Annotated in this window: 23 protein-coding genes and 1 pseudogene; 12 read left to right on the forward strand and 12 right to left on the reverse strand. The window is 74.2% G+C overall.

Annotation, left to right across the window (positions count from 1 at the left end):
- Nucleotides 1-633: 633 nt before the first annotated feature.
- From ACVV2G_RS17895 to ACVV2G_RS17905, 3 genes are read right to left on the reverse strand one after another with little or no spacing between them, the layout of a single operon-like run.
- Nucleotides 634-1,515 carry an SDR family oxidoreductase gene (locus ACVV2G_RS17895; protein WP_453843695.1) on the reverse strand — a complete coding sequence of 294 codons (882 nt, stop codon included), beginning with the start codon at nt 1,513-1,515 and terminating at the stop codon, nt 634-636.
- A gap of 49 nt (nt 1,516-1,564) precedes the next feature.
- Nucleotides 1,565-3,184, reverse strand: a complete 1,620-nt coding sequence (locus tag ACVV2G_RS17900) for a phytoene desaturase family protein (RefSeq protein WP_453843696.1) — start codon at nt 3,182-3,184, stop codon at nt 1,565-1,567.
- Nucleotides 3,177-3,683 carry an SRPBCC family protein gene (locus ACVV2G_RS17905; protein ID WP_453843697.1) on the reverse strand — a complete coding sequence of 169 codons (507 nt, stop codon included), beginning with the start codon at nt 3,681-3,683 and terminating at the stop codon, nt 3,177-3,179. The genes ACVV2G_RS17900 and ACVV2G_RS17905 overlap by 8 nt, the downstream gene beginning before the upstream one ends.
- A 275-nt stretch (nt 3,684-3,958) precedes the next feature.
- On the opposite strand from ACVV2G_RS17905, the gene ACVV2G_RS17910 reads away from it, so the two are divergent.
- From ACVV2G_RS17910 to ACVV2G_RS17920, 3 genes are all read left to right on the forward strand, one after another.
- On the forward strand, nt 3,959-4,105 hold the full coding sequence (locus tag ACVV2G_RS17910) for a hypothetical protein (protein ID WP_453843698.1): 147 nt from the start codon (nt 3,959-3,961) through the stop codon (nt 4,103-4,105).
- 194 nt (nt 4,106-4,299) lie between these two features.
- Nucleotides 4,300-5,463 carry a S1 family peptidase gene (locus tag ACVV2G_RS17915; RefSeq protein WP_453843699.1) on the forward strand — a complete coding sequence of 388 codons (1,164 nt, stop codon included), beginning with the start codon at nt 4,300-4,302 and terminating at the stop codon, nt 5,461-5,463.
- 976 nt (nt 5,464-6,439) lie between these two features.
- Complete coding sequence (locus ACVV2G_RS17920; RefSeq protein ID WP_453843700.1) at nt 6,440-6,982, forward strand: terpene synthase family protein; 543 nt, start codon at nt 6,440-6,442, stop codon at nt 6,980-6,982.
- Here the strand turns inward: ACVV2G_RS17920 and ACVV2G_RS17925 are convergent.
- Complete coding sequence (locus tag ACVV2G_RS17925) at nt 6,905-7,948, reverse strand: polyprenyl synthetase family protein (protein WP_453843701.1); 1,044 nt, start codon at nt 7,946-7,948, stop codon at nt 6,905-6,907. The two genes, ACVV2G_RS17920 and ACVV2G_RS17925, sit on opposite strands and share 78 nt — an antisense overlap.
- 271 nt (nt 7,949-8,219) lie before the next feature.
- Nucleotides 8,220-8,414, reverse strand: a complete 195-nt coding sequence (locus tag ACVV2G_RS17930) for a hypothetical protein (RefSeq protein ID WP_453843702.1) — start codon at nt 8,412-8,414, stop codon at nt 8,220-8,222.
- A gap of 595 nt (nt 8,415-9,009) precedes the next feature.
- Here ACVV2G_RS17930 and ACVV2G_RS17935 point away from each other — a divergent pair.
- Nucleotides 9,010-10,194, forward strand: a complete 1,185-nt coding sequence (locus tag ACVV2G_RS17935) for a PP2C family protein-serine/threonine phosphatase (RefSeq protein ID WP_453843703.1) — start codon at nt 9,010-9,012, stop codon at nt 10,192-10,194.
- 28 nt (nt 10,195-10,222) lie between these two features.
- On the opposite strand, the gene ACVV2G_RS17940 is transcribed toward ACVV2G_RS17935, so the two are convergent.
- On the reverse strand, nt 10,223-10,528 hold the full coding sequence (locus ACVV2G_RS17940; protein ID WP_453843704.1) for a hypothetical protein: 306 nt from the start codon (nt 10,526-10,528) through the stop codon (nt 10,223-10,225).
- A gap of 160 nt (nt 10,529-10,688) precedes the next feature.
- Between ACVV2G_RS17940 and ACVV2G_RS17945 the strand changes: the two genes are divergently transcribed.
- From ACVV2G_RS17945 to ACVV2G_RS17955, 3 genes are read left to right on the forward strand one after another with little or no spacing between them, the layout of a single operon-like run.
- Entirely contained in the window at nt 10,689-11,435 is a 747-nt protein-coding gene (locus ACVV2G_RS17945; protein WP_453843705.1) for a nucleotidyltransferase family protein, read from the forward strand.
- Entirely contained in the window at nt 11,432-11,731 is a 300-nt protein-coding gene (locus ACVV2G_RS17950) for a BON domain-containing protein (protein ID WP_453843706.1), read from the forward strand. Before ACVV2G_RS17945 ends, ACVV2G_RS17950 begins: the two co-directional genes overlap by 4 nt.
- On the forward strand, nt 11,731-12,456 hold the full coding sequence (locus ACVV2G_RS17955) for a metallophosphoesterase family protein (RefSeq protein ID WP_453843707.1): 726 nt from the start codon (nt 11,731-11,733) through the stop codon (nt 12,454-12,456). The genes ACVV2G_RS17950 and ACVV2G_RS17955 overlap by 1 nt, the downstream gene beginning before the upstream one ends.
- A 15-nt stretch (nt 12,457-12,471) precedes the next feature.
- On the opposite strand, the gene ACVV2G_RS17960 is transcribed toward ACVV2G_RS17955, so the two are convergent.
- Entirely contained in the window at nt 12,472-13,113 is a 642-nt protein-coding gene (locus ACVV2G_RS17960) for a GNAT family N-acetyltransferase (protein ID WP_453843708.1), read from the reverse strand.
- Between the two features lie 110 nt (nt 13,114-13,223).
- Here ACVV2G_RS17960 and ACVV2G_RS17965 point away from each other — a divergent pair, with 110 nt between their 5' ends.
- The 4 genes from ACVV2G_RS17965 (at nt 13,224) to ACVV2G_RS17980 (ending at nt 17,552) form a co-directional block, all read left to right on the forward strand.
- Entirely contained in the window at nt 13,224-15,713 is a 2,490-nt protein-coding gene (locus ACVV2G_RS17965; RefSeq protein ID WP_453843709.1) for a molybdopterin oxidoreductase family protein, read from the forward strand.
- Nucleotides 15,710-16,201 carry a hypothetical protein gene (locus ACVV2G_RS17970; protein WP_453843710.1) on the forward strand — a complete coding sequence of 164 codons (492 nt, stop codon included), beginning with the start codon at nt 15,710-15,712 and terminating at the stop codon, nt 16,199-16,201. The genes ACVV2G_RS17965 and ACVV2G_RS17970 overlap by 4 nt, the downstream gene beginning before the upstream one ends.
- A gap of 152 nt (nt 16,202-16,353) precedes the next feature.
- Nucleotides 16,354-16,887 (forward strand): DoxX family protein, encoded by a 534-nt coding sequence (locus ACVV2G_RS17975; protein ID WP_453843711.1) that lies wholly within the window; start codon nt 16,354-16,356, stop codon nt 16,885-16,887.
- 101 nt (nt 16,888-16,988) lie between these two features.
- Entirely contained in the window at nt 16,989-17,552 is a 564-nt protein-coding gene (locus ACVV2G_RS17980) for a hemerythrin domain-containing protein (protein ID WP_453843712.1), read from the forward strand.
- Nucleotides 17,553-17,858: 306 nt separating this feature from the next.
- Here ACVV2G_RS17980 and ACVV2G_RS17985 read toward each other — a convergent pair whose 3' ends face one another.
- The 4 genes from ACVV2G_RS17985 to ACVV2G_RS18000 form a co-directional block, all read right to left on the reverse strand.
- Nucleotides 17,859-18,896, reverse strand: a complete 1,038-nt coding sequence (locus tag ACVV2G_RS17985; protein WP_453843713.1) for an NAD-dependent epimerase/dehydratase family protein — start codon at nt 18,894-18,896, stop codon at nt 17,859-17,861.
- Nucleotides 18,897-19,703: 807 nt separating this feature from the next.
- Nucleotides 19,704-20,243: a hypothetical protein gene (locus ACVV2G_RS17990; protein WP_453843728.1), complete on the reverse strand. Its 540-nt coding sequence runs from the start codon at nt 20,241-20,243 to the stop codon at nt 19,704-19,706.
- 195 nt (nt 20,244-20,438) lie between these two features.
- Entirely contained in the window at nt 20,439-21,203 is a 765-nt protein-coding gene (locus ACVV2G_RS17995; protein WP_453843714.1) for a maleylpyruvate isomerase family mycothiol-dependent enzyme, read from the reverse strand.
- A gap of 83 nt (nt 21,204-21,286) precedes the next feature.
- Nucleotides 21,287-21,610 (reverse strand): hypothetical protein, encoded by a 324-nt coding sequence (locus tag ACVV2G_RS18000; RefSeq protein ID WP_356609522.1) that lies wholly within the window; start codon nt 21,608-21,610, stop codon nt 21,287-21,289.
- A 143-nt stretch (nt 21,611-21,753) separates the two neighbouring features.
- On the opposite strand from ACVV2G_RS18000, the pseudogene ACVV2G_RS18005 reads away from it, so the two are divergent.
- A pseudogene (locus tag ACVV2G_RS18005) lies at nt 21,754-22,052 on the forward strand (fructosamine kinase family protein); the annotation flags it as partial.
- Between the two features lie 22 nt (nt 22,053-22,074).
- Here ACVV2G_RS18005 and ACVV2G_RS18010 read toward each other — a convergent pair.
- Nucleotides 22,075-23,733, reverse strand: a complete 1,659-nt coding sequence (locus ACVV2G_RS18010) for a catalase (protein ID WP_453843715.1) — start codon at nt 23,731-23,733, stop codon at nt 22,075-22,077.
- Between the last annotated feature and the right edge of the window lie 258 nt (nt 23,734-23,991).

Consider the following 23,991-nt stretch of genomic DNA (forward strand, 5'->3'; position numbering starts at 1 on the left):
TGGATGCACCGGCGGGCGCACCCTCCGACGGCGGCCGCGGTCTGGCGGGCGACTCGGCGTCATGCCTTCCCCCGCCGCCTCACGTACGACGCCGCCCGGGCCCGTTCCCGCCCGGCAGTCACCCGTCCGGCGGGCAGGCGGCCGGCGGGCGTCCGACCGGTGAGCATGCGGCCCACGGACGTACGCCGACGGGTCACCGGCCGCCGGACGCCATCCGCCCCGGAGCGTCCGGCACGCCGTGCCTGCGCGGACGGCACGGGGGCGGCCGGTGGGAGGCGGAGCCTCACAGGGCGAACCGACCGCCGTCGAGGCCCTTCAGGCCGCCACCGTCCGCCGTCGCGGGCGGGGCCGAGGCCGTATGGCGCGGGGGCCGTCGCGGGTGGAACCGGGGCCGTACGCCGCGGGGGCCCTCCGCCGTCGCGGCTTGGACCGGGGCCGTACGGCGCGCCACCGATCGCCGTGGTGGGTGGACCTGAGCCCCTGCGGGACATGTACCGAACGACCTACGGCGGTCACTGGCCTCCGTACGGGCCCGTCGTACCCCCGTCGCCGATGCGGCGGCCCGGCGCCCTGCGGCAGCACCCGGCGAGCCTCGCGCGGGCCCGGCGAGCGACGCACCGCGGCCCCTGCGCTTCACGCCTGCGTCTCCTCCGCCGAGCGGTCGGCCCGTCCGCCCGCGCCGAGCGGGCCGGTGGGAGCCATGGCCCCCTCGGCCTCCAGCCGGGGCAGCTCGTGGCGGGACAGCCGCATGACCACGGGCGGCAGGGTCATGCGCCCCACCTGCGCCAGGCGCAGCCAGCCGGGCACGTACACGGCGGTACGGCGGCGCTCCACGGCGCGCACCAGCCGGGCGGCGACGTGGTCCGCCGGGAAGGTGCGGCGGGCCGGGGCCGGCATGTGCGCCCGCAACTCGCGCAGGACCGCGTACCGGTCGGCGTCGCGGATCATGTCGGTGTCGGTCCAGTTGAGGTAGGCGATGCCCACGGCGATCCCGTGATGGGCCACCTCGGCGCGCAGTGAGTGGGTGAACGCCTCCACGCCCGCCTTCGACGCGCAGTAGGCACTCATCATGGGGGCGGCGCCCAGCGAGGCGAGCGACGCGATCTGGAGGTGATAGCCCGCGGTGCGGAGCAGGTCCGGCAGGAAGGCGCGGGCCGTGTGGGCGCTGCCGGTCAGGTTCACGTCGATGACGCGGCCCCACTCGGCCGGATCCGACGTGGCGAACGGGCCCCCTTCCGCGATGCCCGCGTTCGCCACCACGACCGACGGCGGTCCGAGGCGTCCGCGTACTTCGTCGGCGGCGTCGTCCAGCGCGGCGGGGTCGGTGACGTCGACCTCGAGGGCGAGGGCCGGTCCCGGCAGCCGGGCCGCCACGGCGTCCAGCCGCGGCTTCTCGTGGCCGAGCAGCGCGAGCCGGGCGCCCCGGCCGGCGCACGCGTGCGCCAGCGCGGCACCCAGTCCGCGCGCGGCGCCGGTCACCACGACGGTGCGGTTCCGCAGAGGGCTGTCTGTCACCGGGTGGCCCCTTTCTCGGGGGGAGCGGGAGCGGCCGGAGGCGGACGTCTCACCGTTTGTCTCCGATGCGGTCGCGGCGGGTCAGAGCCCGCTGCACCCGGGCGAGTCCCGCGAAGCGGTGCTGGCGCAGGGCTGCGCGCGCGGCGTTGGCGCCCGGCGCCCCGTGCACCCCGCCTCCCGGGTGCGCGCTCGCGGAGGCGAGGAAGAGGCCGGTCACCGGTGTCTCCGGCCGGCCGGTGCCGGGCATGGGCCGGAAGACGAGCTGCTGGTGCATGGCGGTGGTGCCGCCGTTGATGGCGCCGCCCTCCAGGTTGGCGTTCATGGCCTGGAGCGTCGGCGGCGCCAGCACACGGCGGGCCCGGATCAGCCCGCGGAATCCGGGCGCGAAGCGTTCCACCTGGCGCTCGACGCGGTCGGCCATGAGTTCCTGCTCCCTGGCGTCCCAGCTGCCGGTGATGCCCTCCTCGCCGGCGTCGGCCCGGATGTCGTGGGGGACGTGGGTGTAGGCCCAGGCGGACTCCGTGCCGCGCGGCGAGCGGGACGGGTCCGTGGTCGTCATCTGCCCGAACAGCGAGAAGGGGCGGTCGGGGACCTGTCGCATGGCGATCTGGGCGGCGAACCGGGTCAGCTCGTCGAGACCGTCGGCCAGGTGCACGGTCCCGGCCCGCGCCGCGCCCTCGCAGCGCCAGGGCACGGGACCGTCCAGGGCCCAGTCCACCTTGAAGGTGGCGAAGTCCCACTCGAAGCGCCGCAGGTCGGCGAGAACCTGGGCGGGCAGGTGCTCAGGGGCGACGAGGTCGCCGTAGAGGGCGGGCACGGACACGTCCGCGAGGACGGCGTGCCGTGCGGCGACCGTCTCCCCGCCCGCCGTGCGGACGCCCGCCGCGCGCCGGTCGCGGACCAGGACCCGCTCGACGCGCTGCCCGCAGCGCAGGGTCCCGCCGCGGGCCCGCAACCGGTGGACCAGGGCCGCGGTGAGCGCACCGGAACCGCCGACCGGCACGGGGAAGCCGTAGGTCTGCCCCAGCATCGACATCAGCCAGCCGAAGCCGCCGCTTCCGGCGGCCTCGGGCGCGAGGTCGGCATGCAGGGCGTTGCCGGCCAGGAGGAGTTTTCCGCCCTCGCCGCGGAACTCCTCCTCGCCCATGCGGCGCACCGGCAGCACCAGGGTGCGCGCCAGCCGGAGCCCGCCCCCGCCGCGCAGCCGCAGCGCCAGCCGGGCTCCCGCCTTGACCGGCGGAAAGGAGGTGAAGAGCGCGTCCAGGATGTCGGCCCGGTAGCGGTCCCACACCTCGTGCAGGCGGTCCCAGGCGGCACCGTCCCCGGGCGCGAACGTGTCCAGGGAGGCGGCGGTGGTCGCGACGTCGCGGTCCAGGACCGCGCACGTGCCGTCGGTCAGGGGGTGTGCGAGCACGTGGGGGGCGTGCCCCCAGCGCAGTCCGTGGTCCTGCAGACGCAGCCCGGCGAGGACCGGGGAGGCGGCGGCGAGCGGGTAGAACGAGCTGAACAGATCGCTGACGAATCCGGGGGCGACCTCGCTGTCGTGGCGCACCGCGCCGCCCGGCTCGGGCTGCTCCTCCAGGACCTCCACGCTCCAGCCCGCGTCCACGAGCAGGTTCGCCGCCACCAGGCCGTTGGGACCGGACCCGATCACGACGGCGTCAGGCACGACCGGCTCCCGGCCGGAACTCCACGGACCCGGGCGAGTCCGCCGAGTCGGGGCGGCGCTGCTCCCCCGCCTCGGACTCACACAGTTTCGCGAGCCGGGAGAGCATGGCACGGTGCCGCACCTGGATCAGCGCTTCGACGCCCACGTTGTGCAGCGCCCCGCCGGGGCCGCGCAGCGGGTGCTCGTCCACGATCACGAGGCACTGCTCGCCCCAGGGCCGCAGTTCGATGGCGATGCGGGCTGTGCCGAGGCTGCCCGCCTTGGCCTCGATCTCCAGCACGGAGCCCGGCACGCAGTGCCTGACGACCGACTCGTTCTGCAGCCGCACCGGCCCGAGCCGCACCTCGTAGGTGATCGTCGCGCCGACCTCCGGCCACCGTCCGGACGTCGGGGTGACGTCCGACGGGCCCACCACCCACTCCACGTACTGGTTGCCGTCCGCGAGGATGTCCCACACCGCCCGGGGACTAGCCTGGACCAACCGATGCCGAACCGCCACGCGTGCCTCCCGCGTCCCGTAACCGTCACTGCGAGGTCGCAGCACTGAGTGCCCCGTCCTCGTCAGGCCAACCGGACGGACTTGCCCCACCGGACCCGGCCACGGGGCCGCGTGCGCCAGGGGGCCCGGGAGCCGGACCCGGCCGCGGGGCCGCCGCGCGCGAGAGGACCCGGAGCCACCGTCGCCCCCACAGCGCGGGCTCACCCCCCTCCCCTCCTCCCCGGCCGGCAACCCGGCTCACGGTCACGGCGCCCGCCGACGCCACCCACCGGTACGTGGACTCCGTACGGGTCGACGGACGCGCGCGGGGCGCCGCGTGGACCGGGTCCCGGACGGCCCCGCGCGGCGGCACGCTCGCGTTCGGGCCGGCGGAGCGGCCGGACACGCGGTGGGTCACCGACCCGGCGGACCTGCGGATGTGACCCGCCGCCGGCCGGCCGGCGGCGCGCTCCACCGCGAGGCCCCGGCTACCGGCGCGGACACCACCGCGGAAAGACCCTGCATTGGCATGGACCTGTCGATGAGGTCTGGCTAAGCTGGGCGCAACCCGATGAGAGCGCTCTCAGACTGCGGTTGTTCCACCCCCACCCAGTTGGAACGACGAAGGGCAACTTCCGTGAGACGCAGCAGACTCAGGCACCTCGGCCTGGCCGGCCTCCTCGTGTTCGGCAGCCTCACCGCGGTCGGCACGCTGCCGGCCTCGGCGGCCGACTCCCCCACCGACTCCGCCGGGGCCCCCGCGGCCTCCGCCGGCCTTCTGGACGCCATGCAGCGGGACTTCGGCCTGACCCGGGCCGAGGCCGAGGACCGGCTCGCGGCCGAACACCGCGCCACCGCCCTCGCCCCCACCGCACGCCGGGCCGCCGGGGACGCCTTCGGCGGCTCCTGGTTCGACGCCGCCCGCGGACGCCTGACCGTCGCCGTCACCGCGGACGCGCCGCCCGCGACGGTCCGGGCGGTCGAGGCCACCGGCGTCCACGTCCGCACCGTCGAGCACAGCGCACGGCGGCTCGACGCGGCCAAGGCACGCATCGACCGCCTCGACGCACCCGCCGGCGTGAGCAGCTGGCACGTCGACCCGACCGCCAACACCGTGGTCGTCGACGTGGTCGCGAGCGAGCGCACCGACAACGATGTCCAGCAGTTCGTGTCCCGGGCCCGCGAGACCGGCCCCGTCACGGTGCGCACGGTGGGATCCGCTCCGCAGACCTTCGCGGCGGGCACCGTCGGCGGCGACCCCTACTACACCGGCAACGTCCGCTGCTCCATCGGCTTCTCGGTGCACGGCGGGTTCGTCACCGCCGGGCACTGCGGCGGTGTGGGAGGGGCGGTCCGCGGCTGGGACGGCTCACACATCGGCACGTTCCAGGGCTCCTCCTTCCCGGGCAACGACTACGCCTGGGTCAGCGTCGGCAGCGGCTGGTGGACGGTACCGGTCGTGCTCGGCTGGGGCACGGTCTCCGACCAGTTGGTGCGCGGCTCGAACGAGGCTCCCGTCGGCGCCTCGATCTGCCGTTCCGGCTCCACCACCCACTGGCACTGCGGCACCGTGCTGGCCAAGAACGAGACGGTCAACTACAGCCAGGGCGCGGTGCACCAGATGACGAAGACCAGTGTCTGCGCCGAGGGCGGCGACTCGGGTGGCTCCTTCATCAGCGGCGACCAGGCACAGGGCGTCACCTCGGGCGGCTGGGGCAACTGCTCCGGCGGCGGGGAGACCTGGTTCCAGCCCGTCAACGAGATTCTGAACCGCTACGGGCTGACCCTGCACACAGCCTGATCCGGTACGGCGGGGAGGGCTTCGCCGATGTCCCGGCGAAGCCCTCCCCTGCCCCGTCTTCCCCGGCGAAGCTTCCCTGCCGGGCCCGCCCCGGCAAAGCTTCCCTGCCGAGCCCTCCCCGGTGCGGCCCGCCTTCCGCCGCCGTTCGCGCGTACGGGTCACACGGGCCGGAAGCCGCCCGGCGCCCGCCTCCGTCGCCCCGGGGGCCGGTCGCCGTGGTCAGCCGGCGGCCGGCGGACCACGCGTGGACCAGGCGGGCCGGGGCCGTGCCGACGAGCGCCGCACCGAGCAGACGGGCCGGCCGGACCGCGTCCCGCCGGGCCGTCCAGGCCGTCGTGCCGACGGGCGGGACGGCGCAGCCGTCGAGGGACAGCCGGCACAGGAGGGCCGTTCCCGCAGCGGCGGTGAAGCGGGCGCAGAGGTCGAGCAGCGCCGCCGGCAGGGCGAGCGCGGCCAGTGCGAGTCCCGGACGGCCCGCACCCGCGGTGCTGTTGACGAGCGCCACCAGGGCCCGCGATCTCCGGCGGCCGACAACCCGTCGCGGCGGACAGGACGCGCACTCGAACCGGACAGGGCGGCGCCGGGGGACCGGCGAGGGAGTGCCGCGGCCGACTCGGGGATCCCGGCCGCGGCACGTCCCGCCGCCCCGGCGCGGGAGGACTGCGCGGCGGGGCACGAAGTGCGACTGCCCCGGGAGGGCGCGGCGACACTGCACCGGACGAGTGATCGTCACGGCCGGTCGACCGCGGCGAGGAGGCAGTTCTTTCGATGGACAGCGGCCGTCGGGCGGGCATGGCCTCCCGCCATTCGATCGGCCGGTTCCCCGTGATCGTGAACGAGTTCCGATCCCTTTCCCGGAAGATGTGTCTGCCATGGGGCCCCCGCGTACCGCGTGTCCGGCGTGGAATTGCCACCGGTTTTCTGTCCATTCGAGTCAGCCGTTCACCCCCGTGTCCGACAGGTCGAGAAGCAGGCCGTGCAATGGATCGGCGACATCGGGATGTGCGCCTCGGAGCGGGAGCGCGCCTGGGCCGTGGCGACGCACAGCACCGACTTCTTCGCCCGGTTCGCCCCGGTCGCGGACGGCGACCGGCTGCTGGCGGCGGCCCTGTGGGTGTACTGGGCCTTCGCCTTCGACGACGCCCGGTGCGACCGCGGTCCGCTCAGCAGCCGGTCCGCGCAGTGCAACGCGCTGGCCGGCCAGGTGCAGCGGGCCTGCGAGACGGATTCGGCGGTGAGCACGGACCGGTTCGCCAGGGCTCTGCAGGACATCGTGCGCCAATTCCGCGGCTTCGCGCCGCCCACACAGGTGAGCCGGTTCGTGCACGCCCATCGCGCCTGGCTGTCGGGCGTGGTCTGGCAGACCGGCAACCAGGCGGCCGGGCGCATGCCGGGCCTGGACGACGTCCTGACGATGCGGCTGCCGTCGTCGGGCGGCGTTTCAGGACTCGCGGCGTGTCATCGCCCGGGCGATGTCGTGCAGTTGGCGGTAGGCGTCCGCGGTCGGCCGCGCCAGTGACAGGGCGCGCAGCGCGGCCGCCATCTGGCGGCGTGCCTCGTCCTCGGCCGCCTGCCGCCCCCCGGCCTCCTCCACCAGGTGGCGCGCCAGGTCGATGTCGGCCGCCCCCGGCGGGTGCGGAGCCCGGTACAGCTCACGCAGCCGCTCGGCCGCCGGGCCGGGTGCCGCGAGGGCCGCCACGACCGGCAGCGACTTCTTGCGGGCTGCCAGGTCCGCGCCGACCGGCTTGCCGCTGCGCGCGGTGCGGCCCCAGATGCCGAGGATGTCGTCCGTGCACTGGAAGGCCACGCCCAGGCGCCGGCCGAACTCCCGCAGTCCGCCCAACCGGACGCCGTCCGCGCCGGCCAGCACGCCGCCCAGGGCGCAGGCGCAGCCGATCAGAGCTCCCGTCTTGCCGGCGGCCATGGCCAGGCAGTCCGCGACCGAGACGTCGTGCGACTTCTCGAAGGCGACGTCCTGGCTCTGCCCCTCCACGAGTTCCGAGAGCGCGGCCACGAGTTCCTGCACGGCCGCGCCCGCCCGCCCCGGCGGCGCCTGGGCCAGGGCGCGCAGGGCGGCGACCAGCAGGGCGTCCCCGGTGAGTACGGCCGCGGGGGTGCCGAACAGGGACCAGGCGGCGGGACGGTGGCGACGCAGCGCGTCGCCGTCGATGACGTCGTCGTGCAGCAGGGTGAAGTCGTGCACCAGCTCGACCGCCACGGCGCCGGGGACCGCGGCCGACGGGTCCGCGCCGACGGCGACCGCCGACAGCAGGGCGAGAGCCGGACGCACCGCCTTGCCGCCGCCGGACACGGACCCGCGGGGCGCGCCGTCGGCCTCGCACCAGCCCCGGTGGTACCTGGCCACCAGGCTCTCCGCGGCGGGCAGCGACTCGACCGCCGCCCGCAGGGCGGGCGACAGCACGTCGTCGACCCAGTCCAGACGCGGGAAGGCACCCGCCGGAGCCGAGTCGGTGATCTGCGACACGTACTACTCCTCACGACAGCAGGGCAGGAAGACGGGCGGCGGAAGACCCACGGCGCTCGCCCGGCGCAGTGTCGGCCGCACCGTCAGTCAATCGGCTGCCGCGGCAGGCCGGAGCGGGCGTGGCGCACCGTACGGCGAAAGATCACCGAAGCAGCCCAGCACTACGACCATGCACCCAGCCGACAATCACGCCGATCGCGCGCCGGGGCCCGTTCGTACGCCGTCCGCCCCGCCGCGGGTGCGGCGGGGCGGACGGTTCGCGGACGGTCCGTCAGCACGGTGTGGTCGCCATCAGCTTCTCGAAGGAAGCCATGCAGTCCGGGCAGTGGCGTGCCCGGTCACCGTCGGATGCCTCGATACGTTCGCGGAGCCTTTCTCCGCACAGCGTGGCCGCGGCCTTCTTGGCCATCACGTGCCACACCAACGCTCCGCCCGCCTTCTCCGGGCCCACGCACATTTCGTACATGTTCGGCCTCCCAGCCTGGACGCCGCTGACACCCTCAAGGAGACACCGGATCGGTCGCCACCAGTAGCGTGCGGGGGCCATTCGGGTGACGGCCGTCTCGTCCCGCCGGGGCGGCGACGCACCCGGACGGACAGCGACGATCAGCCGATCGGCCCTGCCCGGGCGGGTGCCTGACGCGGCGTCGCCGCAGGCGGTCGGGGGCGGTCGGCTGCCCGGGCCGGACGGCGGCACGGACCGGGCCGATCGCTCCGGCCCCGCCGGCGGAACGCCGCGGCCACGGGGCGGGCGACCGGCTGCCGGCTGACCACGACCGACCACCAGCGGATCGGCCGTCTCCACCTCGTCGGCCGCCGACGGCTGCACGGGGCTCAGCACCGTCTCCTCCCTGGGGGCGTACCCGCTCGGTCCGTCCATGCTGCCGTTCCTGTACAGCGTGGGCACCGCGGCCATGTGCGGCCGGCCGGTCGCGGTGAGCCGGAGCGCGTCGCGCATGGTCGCCTCGGCGGGCGGGGCCGCAGGCGCGGTGCCAGACTGCTGCCCAACGCGCCCCGTCGTGGCGGACGTCACGGCGGGTCTGTCGACGAGGGGAGACGAGGTGTCGACGTCACAGGCGAGCGACGTGCTGTTGCAGGAGTTCCTCGCCGACCCGGCACATCTGACGCTGGACCTGGCCGCCGCCGTGGCGCGCTGCACCAAGGCCCTGGACCTGCAGCACGCGGTGGTCTACCTCGTGGACCTGCAGCAACGTCATCTCGTGCCGCAGACCGACGTGGCGTCGAGCCTGCCCGTGGACGGGTCGCTCGCGGGCTGGGCCTACCGTACGCAGGCGCTGCGGGTGGAGGAGGCGGCGTCCGGTGGTGTCACGGCGTGGCTCCCCCTGCTGGACGGTGCGGAGCGGCTCGGCGTGCTGGCGGTCCACTCGTCGGCGCTCACCTCCGCAACCCTGACCCGGGGGCGGGCGCTCGCCTCGCTCCTGGCGATGATGATCACCTCGAAGCGGGCCTTCGAGGACTCCTTCGTGCGGCACACCCGTACCGAGCGGATGCACCTGCCGTCCGAGATGCTTCGCGCGTTCCTGCCGCCCCGCACCATCGGCAATGCGCAGGTCGTGTCGACGGCCGTCCTGGAGCCGGCCTACGAACTCGGCGGCGACGCCTTCGACCACTCGCTCACCCGGACGACCCTGCACGTCTCGGTCGTCGACTCCATGGGGCACGACCTGGCCTCGGGGCTGACCAGCGCGGTGGCGCTGGCCGCCTGCCGCAACGCCCGGCGCAACGGGGCCGACCTGCCCACCCTCGTGAAATCCGTCGACGACGCGCTGGCCCGCTGGCTGCCGGAACAGTACTGCACCGCCGTACTGGCCCAGCTGGATTTCGGGACCGGCCTGCTGCGCTGGAGCAACTGCGGCCACCCCGCGCCCCTGCTGATCAGGGACGAGCAGCTGATGACCGGAGCCCTGGAGCGGGAGGCCGACCCGCCGATGGGCGCGCCGGCCCAGCTCTCCACCGAGCCGCGCCAGACGCACGAGACGATGCTCGAGCCCGGTGACCGGGTGCTCATGTACACCGACGGGATCATCGAGGCGCGCACCCGGGAGGAGAAGCTCTTCGGGCTCGAACGGTTCGCGGACTACGTCATCCGGGCCACTGCGGGCGGCGAGCCGGCACCGGAGTCGCTGCGCCGTCTGATCCACTCGATCCTGGACTCGCAGACGGGCGGGCAGTTGCGGGACGACGCGACGATCCTGATGTTCGAGTGGCGGCCGCCGGCCTCCTGACTCCCCGGACGGTGCGGTGCCCGGTGTCTCAGACCCGGTGGCCGCGCGCCCGCAGCCAGTCGTGCACGGTGTCCTTGTCGGCCGGGGTGATCCGGACGGGTCCCTCCACGTAGGGGCCCTCGTCCTCGGTGAAGCCCGTGTCCGTGATCCGCGCGGTGGCCCAGGTGGCCAGGTCCTGGGCGGCCCGCTCGGACAGGGCGCCGCTCTCCCAGCCGGTGCGGGCCTCCCGGGCCGCGGCGGGGTCGTGCCGCTCGGTCTCCGCGAGCCACGCGGCCACCAGCCGTCGCACGGTCCGTCCGTCGTCGGTCCCGCTCTGCTGCTGCTTGTCGTCCATGCCGTCCGAGTGCCCCCGATCCACCGGTCCCCTCACCCCGCGACGGCGCCTCACCTCCGCGACGGCGCTCCGTGTCGGCGGTACGGCGCCGGGTACCCGGAATCCAGGGGCGGACCGGCACTCCGGTCCACGGAAGGTGACAGTCCGGAAGGGGACAGTGATGACGCAGCCCGCCGACGATCGTGCTCTCGACCAGCGCGCCGGCGTTTCGGAGCTCCGTCTGGCGGCGGGGGATCCCGGGCCCGTCCCCGGGACCGGCCCACGCGAGGAAGAACTCCCGCTCGACCGCAACCAGGCGATCCTGCAGGCTGCCAAGCAGGTGGGCTCACTCCTGAAGAAGAAGGAGCACCCGTTCGCGCTGGCCGGCAGCGTCGCCGTGTACGCGCACGGCGGGACCCAGAACCTCCAGCACGACGTCGACTTCTGCATCCGGCCCGACGACGCGGAGGCCGTCGCCGCGACGCTCGGGGAGGCGGGCCTGGCGGTGTACACGCCTCCCGAGGACTGGCTGCTGAAGGCGAGCTGCCTGGGACAGCAGGTCGACCTGATCTTCGAGCTGGCGCACGAGCCGGTCACGGCGGAGCTGCTGGCCCGGGCCCAGGACCTGTCGGTCGACTCCGTGCTCATGCCGGTCCTGTCGCCGACCGACCTGCTGCGCGGGCTGCTGACGGCCTTCTCCGAGCACCACTGCGACTTCGGTGCGGTGCTGCCCATCGCCCGCACCCTGCGGGAGAAGATCGACTGGGAGGAGCTGCGCCGCGACTGCGGCGCCGACGCGATGCCCGCCGCGTTCTTCTTCATCCTCGAGCGGCTGGACATCATTCCCCCGGCCGGCCCCTCGGCCGGTTCCCCGGCCCGTCCGCCGACCGTCCCGGCGGCTCCTGCCGCGAAGGAGGAACAGCGATGAGCGACCCCGTGGCACACCAGGGGCCCGCGGCGGGCGGCGGGGCTGCTCCCGCGGCCGGCAACGTCGAGTACCGCGTCGCCCACCTGCACGACCGGTTCGCCGCGGAGGAGCTCGGCGAACTCGGCGTCCGTACCGAGATCCGCGCCGGGGCGATCGCGATCACCGGCACGGTGCCCTCCGCGCGGTGCCGCGAGGTCCTGCTGCGCATCGCCCACGAGGAACTGGCCGGTCTCACCGTGCACGCCGACATCGTGGTGGCGCAGACGTCGCGCCCCGACCAGGCGGAGGAGCTGTGATGGTCCGTGTCGCCGCCGTCGGAGACATCCACATGGGGCTGGACAGCCAGGGGCTGCTGCGTCCCGCCTTCGAGACCCTGCCCGACTGTGCCGACCTGCTGCTGCTCGCCGGCGACCTCACCCGGCACGGCACGCCGGAGGAGGCGCGGGTGGTCGCCCGGGAGGTACGCGACCTGCCGGTGCCGGTGGTGGCCGTCCTCGGCAACCACGACCACCACGACGAACAGCCCGAGAAGGTCACCGCCCTGCTCCAGGACGCCGGTGTGACCGTCCTGGAGGGCGAGGGGACGGTCGTGGAGTGCGCCGGGACGCGGGTGGGCATCGCCGGGACCAAGGGGTTCGGCGGCGGTTTCGTCGGGCGCAGCGCGGGTGAGTTCGGCGAGCCGGTCATGAAGGAGTTCGTCCGCACCACCCGCCGCTCGGCGGACAGCCTGCACGCCGCGCTGAAGGAGCTGGACGCGCAGGGCTGCGCCGCCCGGGTGGCGCTCACCCACTTCTCCCCCGTCGCCGACACGCTCGCCGGGGAGCCCCCGGAGATCCACCCGTTCCTCGGCAGTTACCTGCTGGCCGAGGCGATCGACACCGCCGGCGCGGACCTGGCCGTCCACGGCCACGCCCACCTGGGCACCGAGCACGGGATGACGGCGGGCGGGGTACGGGTGCGCAACGTGGCCCAGCCCGTCATCCGCCGGGCCTTCAACGTCTACCGGCTCGGAGCCGACTGACCACCGTCCGGTGCGTCAGGCCGGGTCGGTCTCCTCCCGGGTCGTACGGCCGAGACAGGTGACGTCGGCGGGGTCCAGGCCCGCCGCCTCGATCTCGTGGAAGCCCATGCGGTCGTAGAAGGCCCTGGCCGGGGTGTTGGCGGTGGCCATGACCAGGTGGACGGCCGGCACCCCGCGTGCGCGCAGCGCCCGCCAGAACGTCCGCATCAGCGCACGGCCGTGTCCGCGGCCCTGCCACTCGGGGAGCAGGTCGATGTGCAGATGGGCCGGGTACGCGGCCAGTTCGGGGACGATCATCCGCTCCGGGTCGTGCAGCAGGGAGGCCATGACCTCGTCCGGGGTGCCGGGCGGGCCGTCCGGCGCCGGGTGGCGGTCCGCGACCCGCGGCAGCCATTCGGTGCGGAACTCCTCCGCGAAACGCGGGGTGTCCGCCGTGCCGAGGATGTAGCCGACCGCGCGGCCCCGGCCGTCGTCCAGCACGAAGGCCAGGTCCGGTTCGAGGTGGACGTAGGGGGCGGCGAAGATGACGGGCAGCACGGCGGGGTCCGCGTGGACCGGCCGGCCGTCCCGGCCGTTGTGTGCGGTGCGGATGCAGATCTCGTCGAGGTCCGGTGCGTCGGCGGGACGGTACGGGCGTACGGCGGCAGTCGGGGTCACCGCAGTATCCTCCCCCCTCTGGGAGCGCTCCCACAAGAGCTTCGCTTCGATCGGTGGCGCCCGGGTACCTGGGGGCCGGCAGGAGGACAAGGGCGAGCAGGAGGCCGGCAATGGAGGATGCGACGGACCGGATCGCGCGGCCGTGGGGCGGCAGGACGCCGCACGGGCGGCACGAGACCTGGCCGGCCCGGGTGGACACGTTTCTCGCGGACGGGGTGGAGCCCGGATCGGTGCAGCGCTGGGTGCAGTCGGCGTCGATCCTGCACTCCGACGGCGACGCCATGGACATCGCGGTGGCCGACGGACGGATGGTGGGCGTACGGGGCCGGGACGTGGACCGGGTCAACCGGGGGCGGCTCGGTCCCAAGGACCTGTTCGGCTGGCAGGCCAACGCCTCCCGGGACCGGCTGACCCGGCCGCTGGTACGGCGGGACGGGCGGCTGGTGGAGACGGACTGGGACACGGCGATGGACCTGGTGGCCGCCCGCTCGCGCGAGCTGCTCGACCAGCGGGGTCCGGGCTCGATCGGTTTCTACACGTCCGGCCAGCTGTTCCTCGAGGAGTACTACACCCTCGCGGTCCTCGCCCGGGCCGGCATCGGCACCAACCACCTCGACGGCAACACCCGGCTGTGCACGGCCACGGCCGCCGAGGCGCTGAAGGAGTCGTTCGGCTGCGACGGTCAGCCGGGCAGTTACGACGACTTCGACCACGCCGACGTGATCGCGCTGTTCGGCCACAACATCGCCGAGACCCAGCCCGTGCAGTGGATGCGGCTGCTGGACCGGCTGGAGGGGGCCGACCCGCCACGCCTGCTGTGCGTGGACCCGCGCCCCACGCGGGTGGCCCGGCACGCCGCCGTGCACCTCGCGCCCCGCGGCGGCACGAACCTCGCCCTGCTCAACGCGCTGCTGCACGAGACGATCCGGCACGACCGGATCGACCGCGACTTCATCACCGCGCACACCGTCGGCTTCGAGGAGCTGGCCGCCCGGGTCGCCCCCTGCACGCCCCGATGGGCCGCGGACATCTGCGACGTCCCCGCCGCCCGGATCGAGGAGGCGGCCGAACTCGTCGGCACCACCGACGCGTTGGTGTCCACCGTCCTCCAGGGGGTCTACCAGTCGCACCAGGCCACCGCCGCCGCGGTGCAGATCAACAACCTGCACCTGATCCGGGGCATGCTGGGCCGCCCGGGCGCGGGCCCGCTCCAGATGAACGGTCAGCCCACCGCCCAGAACACCCGCGAGTGCGGGGCCAACGGCGATCTGCCCGGCTTCCGGAACTGGCAGAACGACGCCCATGTCGCCGACCTCGCGAGGGTGTGGAACGTCGAGCCCGAGACCATCCCGCACTACGCGCCGCCCACGCACGCGATGCAGATCTACCGCTACGCCGAGCAGGGCTCGATCCGGATGCTGTGGATCAGCGGCACCAACCCCGCCGTCTCGCTGCCCGAACTGTCCCGCATCCGCTCAGTGCTGACGCAGGAGCGGCTCTTCACGGTGGTGCAGGACCTGTTTCTCACGGAGACGGCGCAACTGGCCGACGTGGTGCTGCCGGCCGCGACGTGGGGCGAGAAGACCGGCGTGCTGACCAACGCCGACCGCACGGTGCACCTGTCCCGGAAGGCGGTCGATCCGCCCGGCGAGGCCAGGCCGGACCTGGACATCTTCCTGGACTACGCGCGGCGCATGGACTTCCGGGACAAGGACGGCGGCCCGCTGATCACCTGGCAGGACCCCGAGTCGGCGTTCGAGGCGTGGAAGCGGTGCAGCGCGGGCCGCCCCTGCGACTACACCGGCCTGTCCTACGCCGCGCTGAGCGACTCCAGCGGCATCCAGTGGCCCTGCGACGAACGGGCGCCCGAGGGCACCGCGAGGCTCTACACCGACGGGATCAGCTGGGCGCACCCGGACGTGTGCGAGAGCTACGGCAAGGACCTGGAGACCGGGGCGTCCGAGGAGGTCGTGGAGTACCGCTCGCTCAACCCGGACGGCAAGGCGATGCTGAAGGCCGCCGCCTACCGGCCGCCGCACGAGGAGCCGGACGAGGAGTATCCGTTCCAGCTCACCACGGGCCGGACCCTCTACCACTTCCACACCCGCACGAAGACCGGGCGGGCGCCCCAGCTGCGCGACGCCGCACCGGACGTGTGGGTGGAGATCTCCACCGCGGACGCGGACCGGCTCGGGCTCGGCGAGGGCGACCTGGTGGAGGTCTCCAGCCGGCGGGGAGCCCTGCGGGGGCGGCTGCGGGTGACCGGCATCCGGCCGGGGCTGCTGTTCGTACCGTTCCACTACGGCTACTGGGACACCGAGGACGGGTCCGGGCCGGGCCGGGGCACTCCGGGGCGGGCCGCCAACGAGACGACCGTCACCGACTGGGACCCGGCCTCCAAGCAGCCGCTCTTCAAGACGGCCACGGCCGCGCTCACCCTCGTCGAGCGCGGCGGGGGCCGGCCGTCCCCCGCACCGGCCACCACCGCTTCGGAGCCGGCCACCGCCGGAGCCGTACGGCCCACCGCGGGCGGACCGGCGGCCCACACGACACAGACGCCGGCCGAGTTCCCGCACGGCCGTGAGGAAGGTGCCCAGTGAACGGCATCACCCTGACCCTGCGCGCGCTGCACCGCGGCGAGCGGCACCTGGCGCACGACCTGGTGGCGGTCGCCGAGCGGCACCGTACCGAGCACGAGGTCCAGCACGTCGCCACCGATCTCGCCGTCTGGTCCCGCGAACACGTCCGGCGGCTGGCCGAGGCCGGCGCGCAGCACGGCGCGCACCTGGACGATCCGTCCGGACACTCCACGGACGGGTTCTTCGCGACCCTGCGCGAGCGGGCGTCGGAGGCGGTGGTACGGCGGCCCGAGCCCGGCCTGCTGCTCCTGCGCGACCTGAGGGACCTGCACGTCGCCGCCGCGGAGAACTCGCTGCACTGGGAGATGCTCGCCCAGGCCGCCCAGGCGTCCCGGGACGGCGAGCTGCTGGACCTCGCCTCCTCCTGCCATCCGCGGACACTGCGCCAGATGCGCTGGACCAACACCATGATCAAGAACCTGGCTCCCCAGCTGCTCACCAGCCTGTGACCTGCGCGGAGCCGGCGCGCAGCGGTACCCGTGGGCACCGGTGCCGCTCCGGGCTCCGAATGGCGCCGGTCGTTGCGGGCACCTGATGATCCCAGTAGGCGTCACGTCCTCCGACCGTTTTTCGGTTCCCCTGGAGAAAGCGAGAGAGCGTCATGAGTCTTTTGCGTATGGTCGGCCGCCCGATGCTCGCCTCGATGTTCGTGGCCGGCGGTCTGCAGTCCCTGCGCCACCCCGAACAGGTGGCCCCCGCCGCCGAGCCGATCGTCCGGCCGGTGACCGACCGCGTGGAGGCGCTGCCGGACGGCACCGAACAACTCGTACGGCTCAACGGCGCCGTGCAGGTGGTGGGCGGTGCCCTGCTCGGACTCGGCCGCTGTCCGCGGCTGTCCGCACTGGCCATCGCGGCGACACTGGTCCCCACCACACTGGCGGCGCACCGCTTCTGGGAGGCGGAGGACCCGTCCGACCGTGCCCAGCAGCGCATCCACTTCCTGAAGAACCTGTCCATGCTGGGCGGCCTGCTGATCGCGGCGGACGACACGGGCAGCGCCCCCTCGATGGTGTGGCGCGGCCGTCACGCCGCCCGCGGCCTGCGGCACGACGCCCACCTGGTGCACCGCTCGGTACGGGCCGGGGCCCGGCCCGCGGCGAGGGCGGGCGGTGTCCGGGCGAAGCTGGGCATCTGAAGCTCTGCGCCGGGCGACCCGGTGTCAGTCCCCCGGCCGAGGGGACCCGATACGCGTGGCGGGTCGGTCCCGCAACCGCCACGACCAGTTGGAGGTGGAACATGGGACACGGAGGAAACGTCATCGACGAACTGATGACCGATCACCGTGAGGTCGAGGAGCTGTTCGGCAGGATCGAGGCGCTGCCGCCCGGCCACGAGGACCGCAAGCTGTACGCCGATCAGGCCACCATCGAGCTGATCCGGCACTCGGTGGCGGAGGAGGCGTACCTCTACCCGGCCGTCCGTGAGCACGTGGCGAACGGCGGCGCGCTCGCGGACAAGGAACTCGAGGACCACGCCCAGGCCGAGCAAATCATGAAGGACCTGGAGGGCTGCGCGGCGGACGACGCGGAGTTCGACCGGCTGATCGGCATGCTGATGAGCGAGATCCGTGAGCACGTCGCCGACGAGGAGGACAACCTCTTCCCGAGGCTCCGGGAGGCCTGTCCCGCGGACGCTCTGAACGAGTTGGGCGACAAGGTGCGTCAGGCGAAGAAGACGGCGCCGACACGACCGCACCCGTCCGCCCCGGACAAGCCCCCGATGAACAAGCTCCTGGCGCCCGGCGCGGGCATGGTCGACCGGGTGCGGGACGCGATGTCGGGGCGGGGCAAGCGGGACTGAGCGCCACCGCTTGGCCGACCGCGTGGGAGGGGCCCGCCACCATGGTGGCGGGCCCCTCCCACGCGGTCGGCCGGTCCGTCGGGGCGACGGGTTGCGCGCGGTCCCGGGCCGTCTGAGGTCGGGGGCGCGCGGTCCCGGGCAGATCCAGGTGCGGGGGCGCGCGATCCGGGCAGGGCCCGGGTCGGGTCGGGCTCCCCGTGGCATCGGCCAGAGCCTGGGCCGAGCCGCGCGATTCCAGGCAGGGCCCGGGCCGGGCCCCCGCGGCCTCGGGCAGGCCTCGGGCAGGTCTCGGGGCGGCGAACGCCGCTAGGCCCACCACTCCCCCGTGCGCTCGGTCGTCACCGGGGTGGCCGGCACCGGGTCGGGTCGGTTGCGGAGGGAGACGACGGTGCGTTCCAGGCCGTCCCGCCAGGTCACCACCGGCAGCCAGCCGAAGATCTCACGGGCGAAGCCGGTGACCGGCCGGGGCTCGGCTGGCCCGTCGCCCGCCCCGTCGACGAAGACGAGCGGCGCGTCCGAGCCGGTCAGCTCGATCACCCGACGGGCGATCTCCACGACCGTGGGCGCCTCGTCGCCGCCGAGGTCCACGGGCCGTACCGAGCGGCCGGCCGCGATCAGGAGCACCCCGTCGACCATGTCGTCCACGTAGCACAGGGGGTACCTCCGGCTGCCGTCCCCGGCGACGGTGACCGGCCGTCCGGCGAGGGCCTGTGCGAGGAAGGCGGCGGGCACGCCTCCGCGGTCCGTCCGCATACCGGGTCCGTAGCCGGTGAACAGCCGCACGATCCCGGCGTTCGATCCGTGGGCGCCCGCGTGCGCGGCGACCAGGGCCTCGGCGAACCGGACGGCCTCGGCGCAGGCGCCGTGCGGACCGACCGGGTCGGCGTCGCTCCCCTGAGGGCTCTCGTACGGCGGTCGGCCGGGGAACACCGGCGGCGAGGAGGCGAGCAGGAACCGGGCGCCGTCCCGCTCGGCGACGGCCAGCGCGGCGCGGGTGCCGAGGCTGCCGGTGTCGAGGATCTCCACGGGCCGGTCCGGCCAGGCGGCCGGGGCAGCCGGACCCGCCAGGTGCAGCACCAGGTCGTAGGGGCCGGTGAGCGCGTCCGCGCAGCCGGGTGCGGAGACGTCCCACTCCAGGAACCGGAAGCCGGGGCGGCCCGCCAGGTGGGCCACCTTCTCGGCCCGGCCCGTGGAGAGATCGTCCAGGCAGTCGACTTCGACACCCGAATCCAGCAGGCGGGTGCACAGGTGGGACCCGAGGAACCCCGCACCACCGGTCACCAGGGCACGGCTCCAGGACGGGCGGGCCTCCGCCCGCGGGCCGAACGCCGCCGTCGGCATCATGAGGACCCTTCCTTCCTCCGTGAAGCGCTGACGAGCGGGCCCCGAGTGCCCGGTTGAGTTGGCTTCATTCCCTAACGTCCACTGTGACCACTTTTGATCCATTACGCGGCCGGCCGAGGGGATCACGGCCGCGGTGACCCCCGTCCCGCCGGCCGGTCCCGGCCGGCGGGCGGCCGGAGCCGTGATCAAGCACACTTCGTGGACCAAGGACTGCGCCGGGCACGGCGTTCGGCCCGTACGGCCCAGGCCCGGGAGCGGGCGTCGGCGAGGACCGGCCGAGCCCTTCTGCCACGATGTCGGCGCCGTCCTCCGGCTCTGGGAGTGGCCGCGCGGCGCAGCCGGCCTCCTCGCTCCCGTCCTCCTCCCCGTCCGGTTCTCACGACTCGTCTTCGAGTGGCGCACTGTGTCTTCTTCCTCCGGCTCCCTCCCGCCTCCCGCCCCCGCGGCCTCCCGCTCACCGTTGCGGTCCCCGAGATACCGCAGCACGCGCTGGTGGTCGGTCGCGTCGCGAACTTCGTCTCGAACCGGGCGCCTGGAGGCAGCTCACGGTGCAGAATCTGTTGGCCCTGCAGATCACCGGATCCGCCGCGGCGACGGGACTGTCGATGTCGGCACCTGGCGCAGTCGGACGCCGCCGGGACCGCGATGCGTGAGGCCCGGAACCGGACGGCGCGGCCACCGCCGGGAGCTGTACGAGTCGGCAGCCACCCGCGTCACGAAGGACCCCCGCGACACGAAGGACCCAGCGGCGGCGGGCGCGCGCCCGCGGAAGGCCGTGGGCGCCCGCGCCGCCGACGGCCCGCGGGGTCAGGCGACGAGTGCCTGGCCGGGGCCCAGGCGCGCGAGGAGCTGGGCGTGGTGCAGCCCGGCCACGGCGGCGACGAGGTCGGGATGGCGCAGCAGCACCGCCGCCCGCCGGTCCCGGTCGTCGGGCGTGAGCAGCCGGCGGAATTCGGCCGGGGCGCCGGACGCGGTCCCGGCCGAGGAGGGGCCGTCGGCCAGCACGGCCACCGCGCGGGCGGCGAGGTCCGGGTCGGCCAGCAGACAGGCGGCCCAGCTCGCGAGGACCTCGTCCACCCAGGTCCGCCAGGCGTCCTGGACCGGGCCGGTGTCCGCCGAGCCGTTCGCGCCGGTGACCCGGTCGAGCCGGGCCGAGCCTCCGGGACCGGCCATGTCCATGAGGGCCACGTCCATCGGGGTCGGATAGCGCAGCCGTGCGGCGACCGTGACGGCCTGCCGCGCCTGCACCTCGCTCAGGGCGCAGGCCAGCGCGCCGCCGGACGCCGGGTAGGCGCAGGTGAGCCACCGGGCGGTCGCCGCGATGACGGGGGAGAGATCTGCATGCACTGCCGGGCCGTCCGAACTGCTCGTCATGGGACAGGGGTCTGGTGGTCGGGAGGAGGGTGACGGAGGAACGCGGGGTCCGCGAGCACGGTAGTCCGCGGCCCGCCGCGCCGAACATGGCCCGGCTCTCGTCGTCGACGTGGCGTCGGACACATCCGGGTCAGCCGGTGGCGGGGTCCGCCGATCCCGGGTGGCCGTTCACTGGGTCGCCACGACGATGCACCGTCGCAGCTCCTCGGCCGCCTCGATGGCGCCCTCCACCGCCACAGCGCCCTCGGCGCCGGCGGCCTCCCGGTTCCACAGCCGGCGCAGCACGGCCTGCGGCGAGCCGCTCAGCGTCACGTCCGCCGTGCCGCCGCCGGCGCCGTCCGTCACCGCGAACTCCCCCGGGCCCGTCCGCACCCGCCACGCGGCGTCGCCCGCGCGCAGCAGCACGGTGCGTCCCGGCGAACCGTCCAGGACGTCGGTGAAGTAGTCGCCCCACGCGGCGACGGAGTAGGCGGCGAAGACCTTGAGCAGCTCGTCGATCCCGTCCACGGCGAGGTCGGCCGGGACGGGCGCGACGGCCTGGCCGGCGGCGAGTTCCGCGTCGATGCGGTGGACGACGGTCTCCTGGGCCATCCGCCGGATCCAGAAGCCGACGCTCTGGTCGGGGGCGTACCAGGTGGCGGCCGGGTCCCTGGGGGCGCGGGTGGCGAACTCGGCGCGCAGCGCGGTGTACCCCCGGTCGAGCAGCGCGGTGGGCTCCTCCTCGGCGAACTCCGCCGGCGGCCAGGGCTCGGGTTCGACGCCCTCGCGCATGGCGAGGGTCTTGTGCAGGTAGACGTCGCCCACGTGGCGGGTCAGATCGGCGACGGTCCAGCCCGGGCAGGTGGGCACCGGCACGTCGGCACCGGTCCCGACGACGGCCCGCAGCCGGTCGTAGTCGGCGGCGAGGCAGTCGAGGTGACGGGAGAAGTCCATGCCGCAGAGCCAAGCACAGGCTCAGGGACGGGGCACGGAGTTTCCCGCCACGGCGCCCTCCGCCCCGGTGGGCCCCGGGGTGCTCACCAGGTCCCGGTGGGGATCGCGGGCCGGCGGACGGCTTCGACGGCGTCCCGCAGGTGCAGGGCGACGGTGATCAGCGCGCGCAGGGCGGAGGGGCGCAGGCTCTGGGCGCTCTCGGCGGCCAGCACCAGCAGGCAGCCCGCGGCCTGCTCGACGACCGGGACCGAGAACGCGAAGTCGTCGCCGTCGGCTCCGCGGAACGCGCGCCAAGGGGTCGCGGCACCGTCGATGGCCTTCTGGACCGCGTGCTCCAGGTGCTGCGCGGCCTGCTCGCAGACGGGGGCGGGCAGGATGATGGTGCGGTGGAACGCTGAACTGGTCATAGTCCCACTGCTCCCCCGCGCCCGGGGTGTTCCATCGGCGTACCGGGCGTCTTTCACCGGGTCGGCCGCAGTCCGGGACCGGTCTGTGACCTCGTGCGTGCCACCACGCCCCCTCGGCCGTCGCGGCCCGGTTCACCGGCCGGCCGCACGCCCGGCTGCACGGAGACCTGTGGAACGGCAACGTCCTGTGGGGCGCCGACGGGCACGTCCGTCCGATCGGCCCGGCCGCGCACGGCGGGCACGGGAGACCGGCCTCGCGATGCTGAGCCTCTTCGGCCGCCCGTATCCGGACCGGGTCCTGGCCGGCCACCGGGAGACCGCGCCGCTCGCCGACGGCTGGGCCGACCGCGTCGGCGTGCACCAGCTCTTCCCGCTGCTGGTGCACGCCGTGCTCTTCGGCCGCGGCTACGCCGAGCAGGCCCTCGCGGCGGCCCGGCCGGCGTGGCCCGGGGGGCCGGTGAGCGTCAGCGCGTCACGACGTGCCGCTCGTTCGGCACGCAGTGGGTCATCGTCAGGCCCTCGACGTCGCGCGGCGGGTTCTTGCCGAGGTTGGCCAGCCGCTCGCGGTCCTCGTCCGTGAGGTCCTGGCTGGCCAGCGGCTTCAGGTGCGAGACGTCCTGCGGGCTGATGCCGATGCCCTCGCCGACCCGCAGCCCGAGGTCGTTCTCGACCAGCAGGAAGTGCCACACCATGCGCTCCTGCACCGGCCGGTCGCACTGGGAGAGCAGGTTGACGAAGTTCGCCACCAGGTCGTCGCGCTCCCACTCCTCCAGCAGCAGGTAGCGCTGCCCGGCCTGCAGGTAGTCGTTGGTGCGCGGGATGCGCTTGCGGGTGAGGCGGCCCTGGATCTCCGGCCCCTGCTCGTCGTGCGTGGGGTACTCGGCCTCGCGCAGGCCGCCGGTGATCGACGGCTCGTAGTTGACGATCGGGTTCTCGCCGCCGCCGTCCTGGTGGTACGCCATCTGGCCGTCGCGCTGGTTGGTGCGCACGTGCGCGTTCTTGGCCTGGTTGACGGGGAGCTGGAGGTAGTTCGGACCGACCCGGTAGCGCTGGGTGTCGCTGTAGGAGAAGGTGCGGCCGACGAGCATCTTGTCGTCGGAGAAGTCCAGCCCGTCCACGAGGACGCCCGTGCCGAAGGAGATCTGCTCGTTCTCGGCGAAGTAGTTCTCCGGCATCCGGTCGAGCACCATCCGGCCGACGGGCTTGGCCGGGAACTCCTGCTCGGGCCAGGTCTTGGTGTCGTCGAGCGGGTCGAAGTCCAGTTCCGGGTGGTCGTGGTCGTCCATCATCTGGACGAGCAGTTCCCACTCGGGGTGGTCGCCGCGCGTGACGGCGTCGTACAGGTCCTTGGTGGCGTGGCCGAGGCTGTGGGCCTGGACGTTGGCGGCGTCCTCCTCGGTCATGCTGCGGACGCCCTGCTTGGGCATCCAGTGGTACTTGACGAGCTTGGTCTCGCCGGCCGCGTTGACCCACTTGTAGGTGTTGACGCCGAAGCCCTGCTGGTGGCGGTAGTCCGCCGGGATGCCGCGCGGGCTGAACAGGTTGATCAGCATGTGCATGCACTCGGGTGTCTGCGACATGAAGTCGAAGATCCGCCGGGGCTGCTGTTCGAAGGTCACCGGGTCGGGCTTGAGGGCGTGGATGACGTCCGGGAACTTGATCGCGTCGCGGATGAAGAAGACGGCCAGGTTGTTGCCGACCAGGTCCCAGTTGCCGTCCTCGGTGTAGAACTTCACCGCGAAACCGCGGGGGTCGCGGGCCGTCTCCGCGGAGTCGCGTCCGCCGATGACGGTGGAGAAGCGGACGGCGAGGTCGGTGCGCTTGCCGCGCTCCTGGAACAGCTTGGCCCGGGTGTACCGCTCGATCGGCTCGTCACCCCAGGCGCCGTACGCCTCGAAGTAGCCGTACGCGGTGACGCCGCGGGCGTGCACGACACGCTCGGGGATGCGCTCGCGGTCGAAGTGGCTGATCTTCTCCAGGAGCTGGTAGTTCTCCAGCGTGGCGGGGCCGCGGGCTCCGACCGTGCGCTGGTTCTGGTTGTCGTAGACGGGGTGCCCCTGGCGGTTGGTGAGCACCTCGCGGTCGTCGCCGGGGGCTGGGCCCTGGCTCGATACGTCCGTCATGTTCGTGGGCTCCTTCGACTCGTGGCCGCCCTCGGACGCGGCTCTGAGCTGCGAGGCGGCCGTCGGCCGCGCACATGGGTGCCCCGGGTACCCCGTGCCGCGACGTCCGACACATACCTGTTTGCGTTTGTTTCCGTGCCTCGTCGCGAGGTCCCGGACCGCCCGTCACGGGGGTCCGGGACCTCGCGGGCCGGGCGGGGTCAGCCGCCGTCCCACCCAGCACACCACAATTTCTTTCCCCATTCGGAGCCCCTTCGG

Source organism: Streptomyces sp. JK94, assembly GCF_053613315.1.

What these genes read in the sequence shown, in the direction of transcription:
- ACVV2G_RS17985 (WP_453843713.1), bottom strand. Translation starts at nt 18,896, where the DNA reads ATGATGCCGACGGCGGCGTTCGGCCCGCGGGCGGAGGCCCGCCCGTCC.
- ACVV2G_RS17965 (WP_453843709.1), top strand. Translation starts at nt 13,224, where the DNA reads ATGGAGGATGCGACGGACCGGATCGCGCGGCCGTGGGGCGGCAGGACG.
- ACVV2G_RS17930 (WP_453843702.1), bottom strand. Translation starts at nt 8,414, where the DNA reads ATGTACGAAATGTGCGTGGGCCCGGAGAAGGCGGGCGGAGCGTTGGTG.
- ACVV2G_RS18000 (WP_356609522.1), bottom strand. Translation starts at nt 21,610, where the DNA reads ATGACCAGTTCAGCGTTCCACCGCACCATCATCCTGCCCGCCCCCGTC.
- ACVV2G_RS17980 (WP_453843712.1), top strand. Translation starts at nt 16,989, where the DNA reads ATGGGACACGGAGGAAACGTCATCGACGAACTGATGACCGATCACCGT.
- ACVV2G_RS17975 (WP_453843711.1), top strand. Translation starts at nt 16,354, where the DNA reads ATGAGTCTTTTGCGTATGGTCGGCCGCCCGATGCTCGCCTCGATGTTC.
- ACVV2G_RS17955 (WP_453843707.1), top strand. Translation starts at nt 11,731, where the DNA reads ATGGTCCGTGTCGCCGCCGTCGGAGACATCCACATGGGGCTGGACAGC.
- ACVV2G_RS17995 (WP_453843714.1), bottom strand. Translation starts at nt 21,203, where the DNA reads ATGGACTTCTCCCGTCACCTCGACTGCCTCGCCGCCGACTACGACCGG.
- ACVV2G_RS17940 (WP_453843704.1), bottom strand. Translation starts at nt 10,528, where the DNA reads ATGGACGACAAGCAGCAGCAGAGCGGGACCGACGACGGACGGACCGTG.
- ACVV2G_RS18010 (WP_453843715.1), bottom strand. Translation starts at nt 23,733, where the DNA reads ATGACGGACGTATCGAGCCAGGGCCCAGCCCCCGGCGACGACCGCGAG.
- ACVV2G_RS17950 (WP_453843706.1), top strand. Translation starts at nt 11,432, where the DNA reads ATGAGCGACCCCGTGGCACACCAGGGGCCCGCGGCGGGCGGCGGGGCT.
- ACVV2G_RS17945 (WP_453843705.1), top strand. Translation starts at nt 10,689, where the DNA reads ATGACGCAGCCCGCCGACGATCGTGCTCTCGACCAGCGCGCCGGCGTT.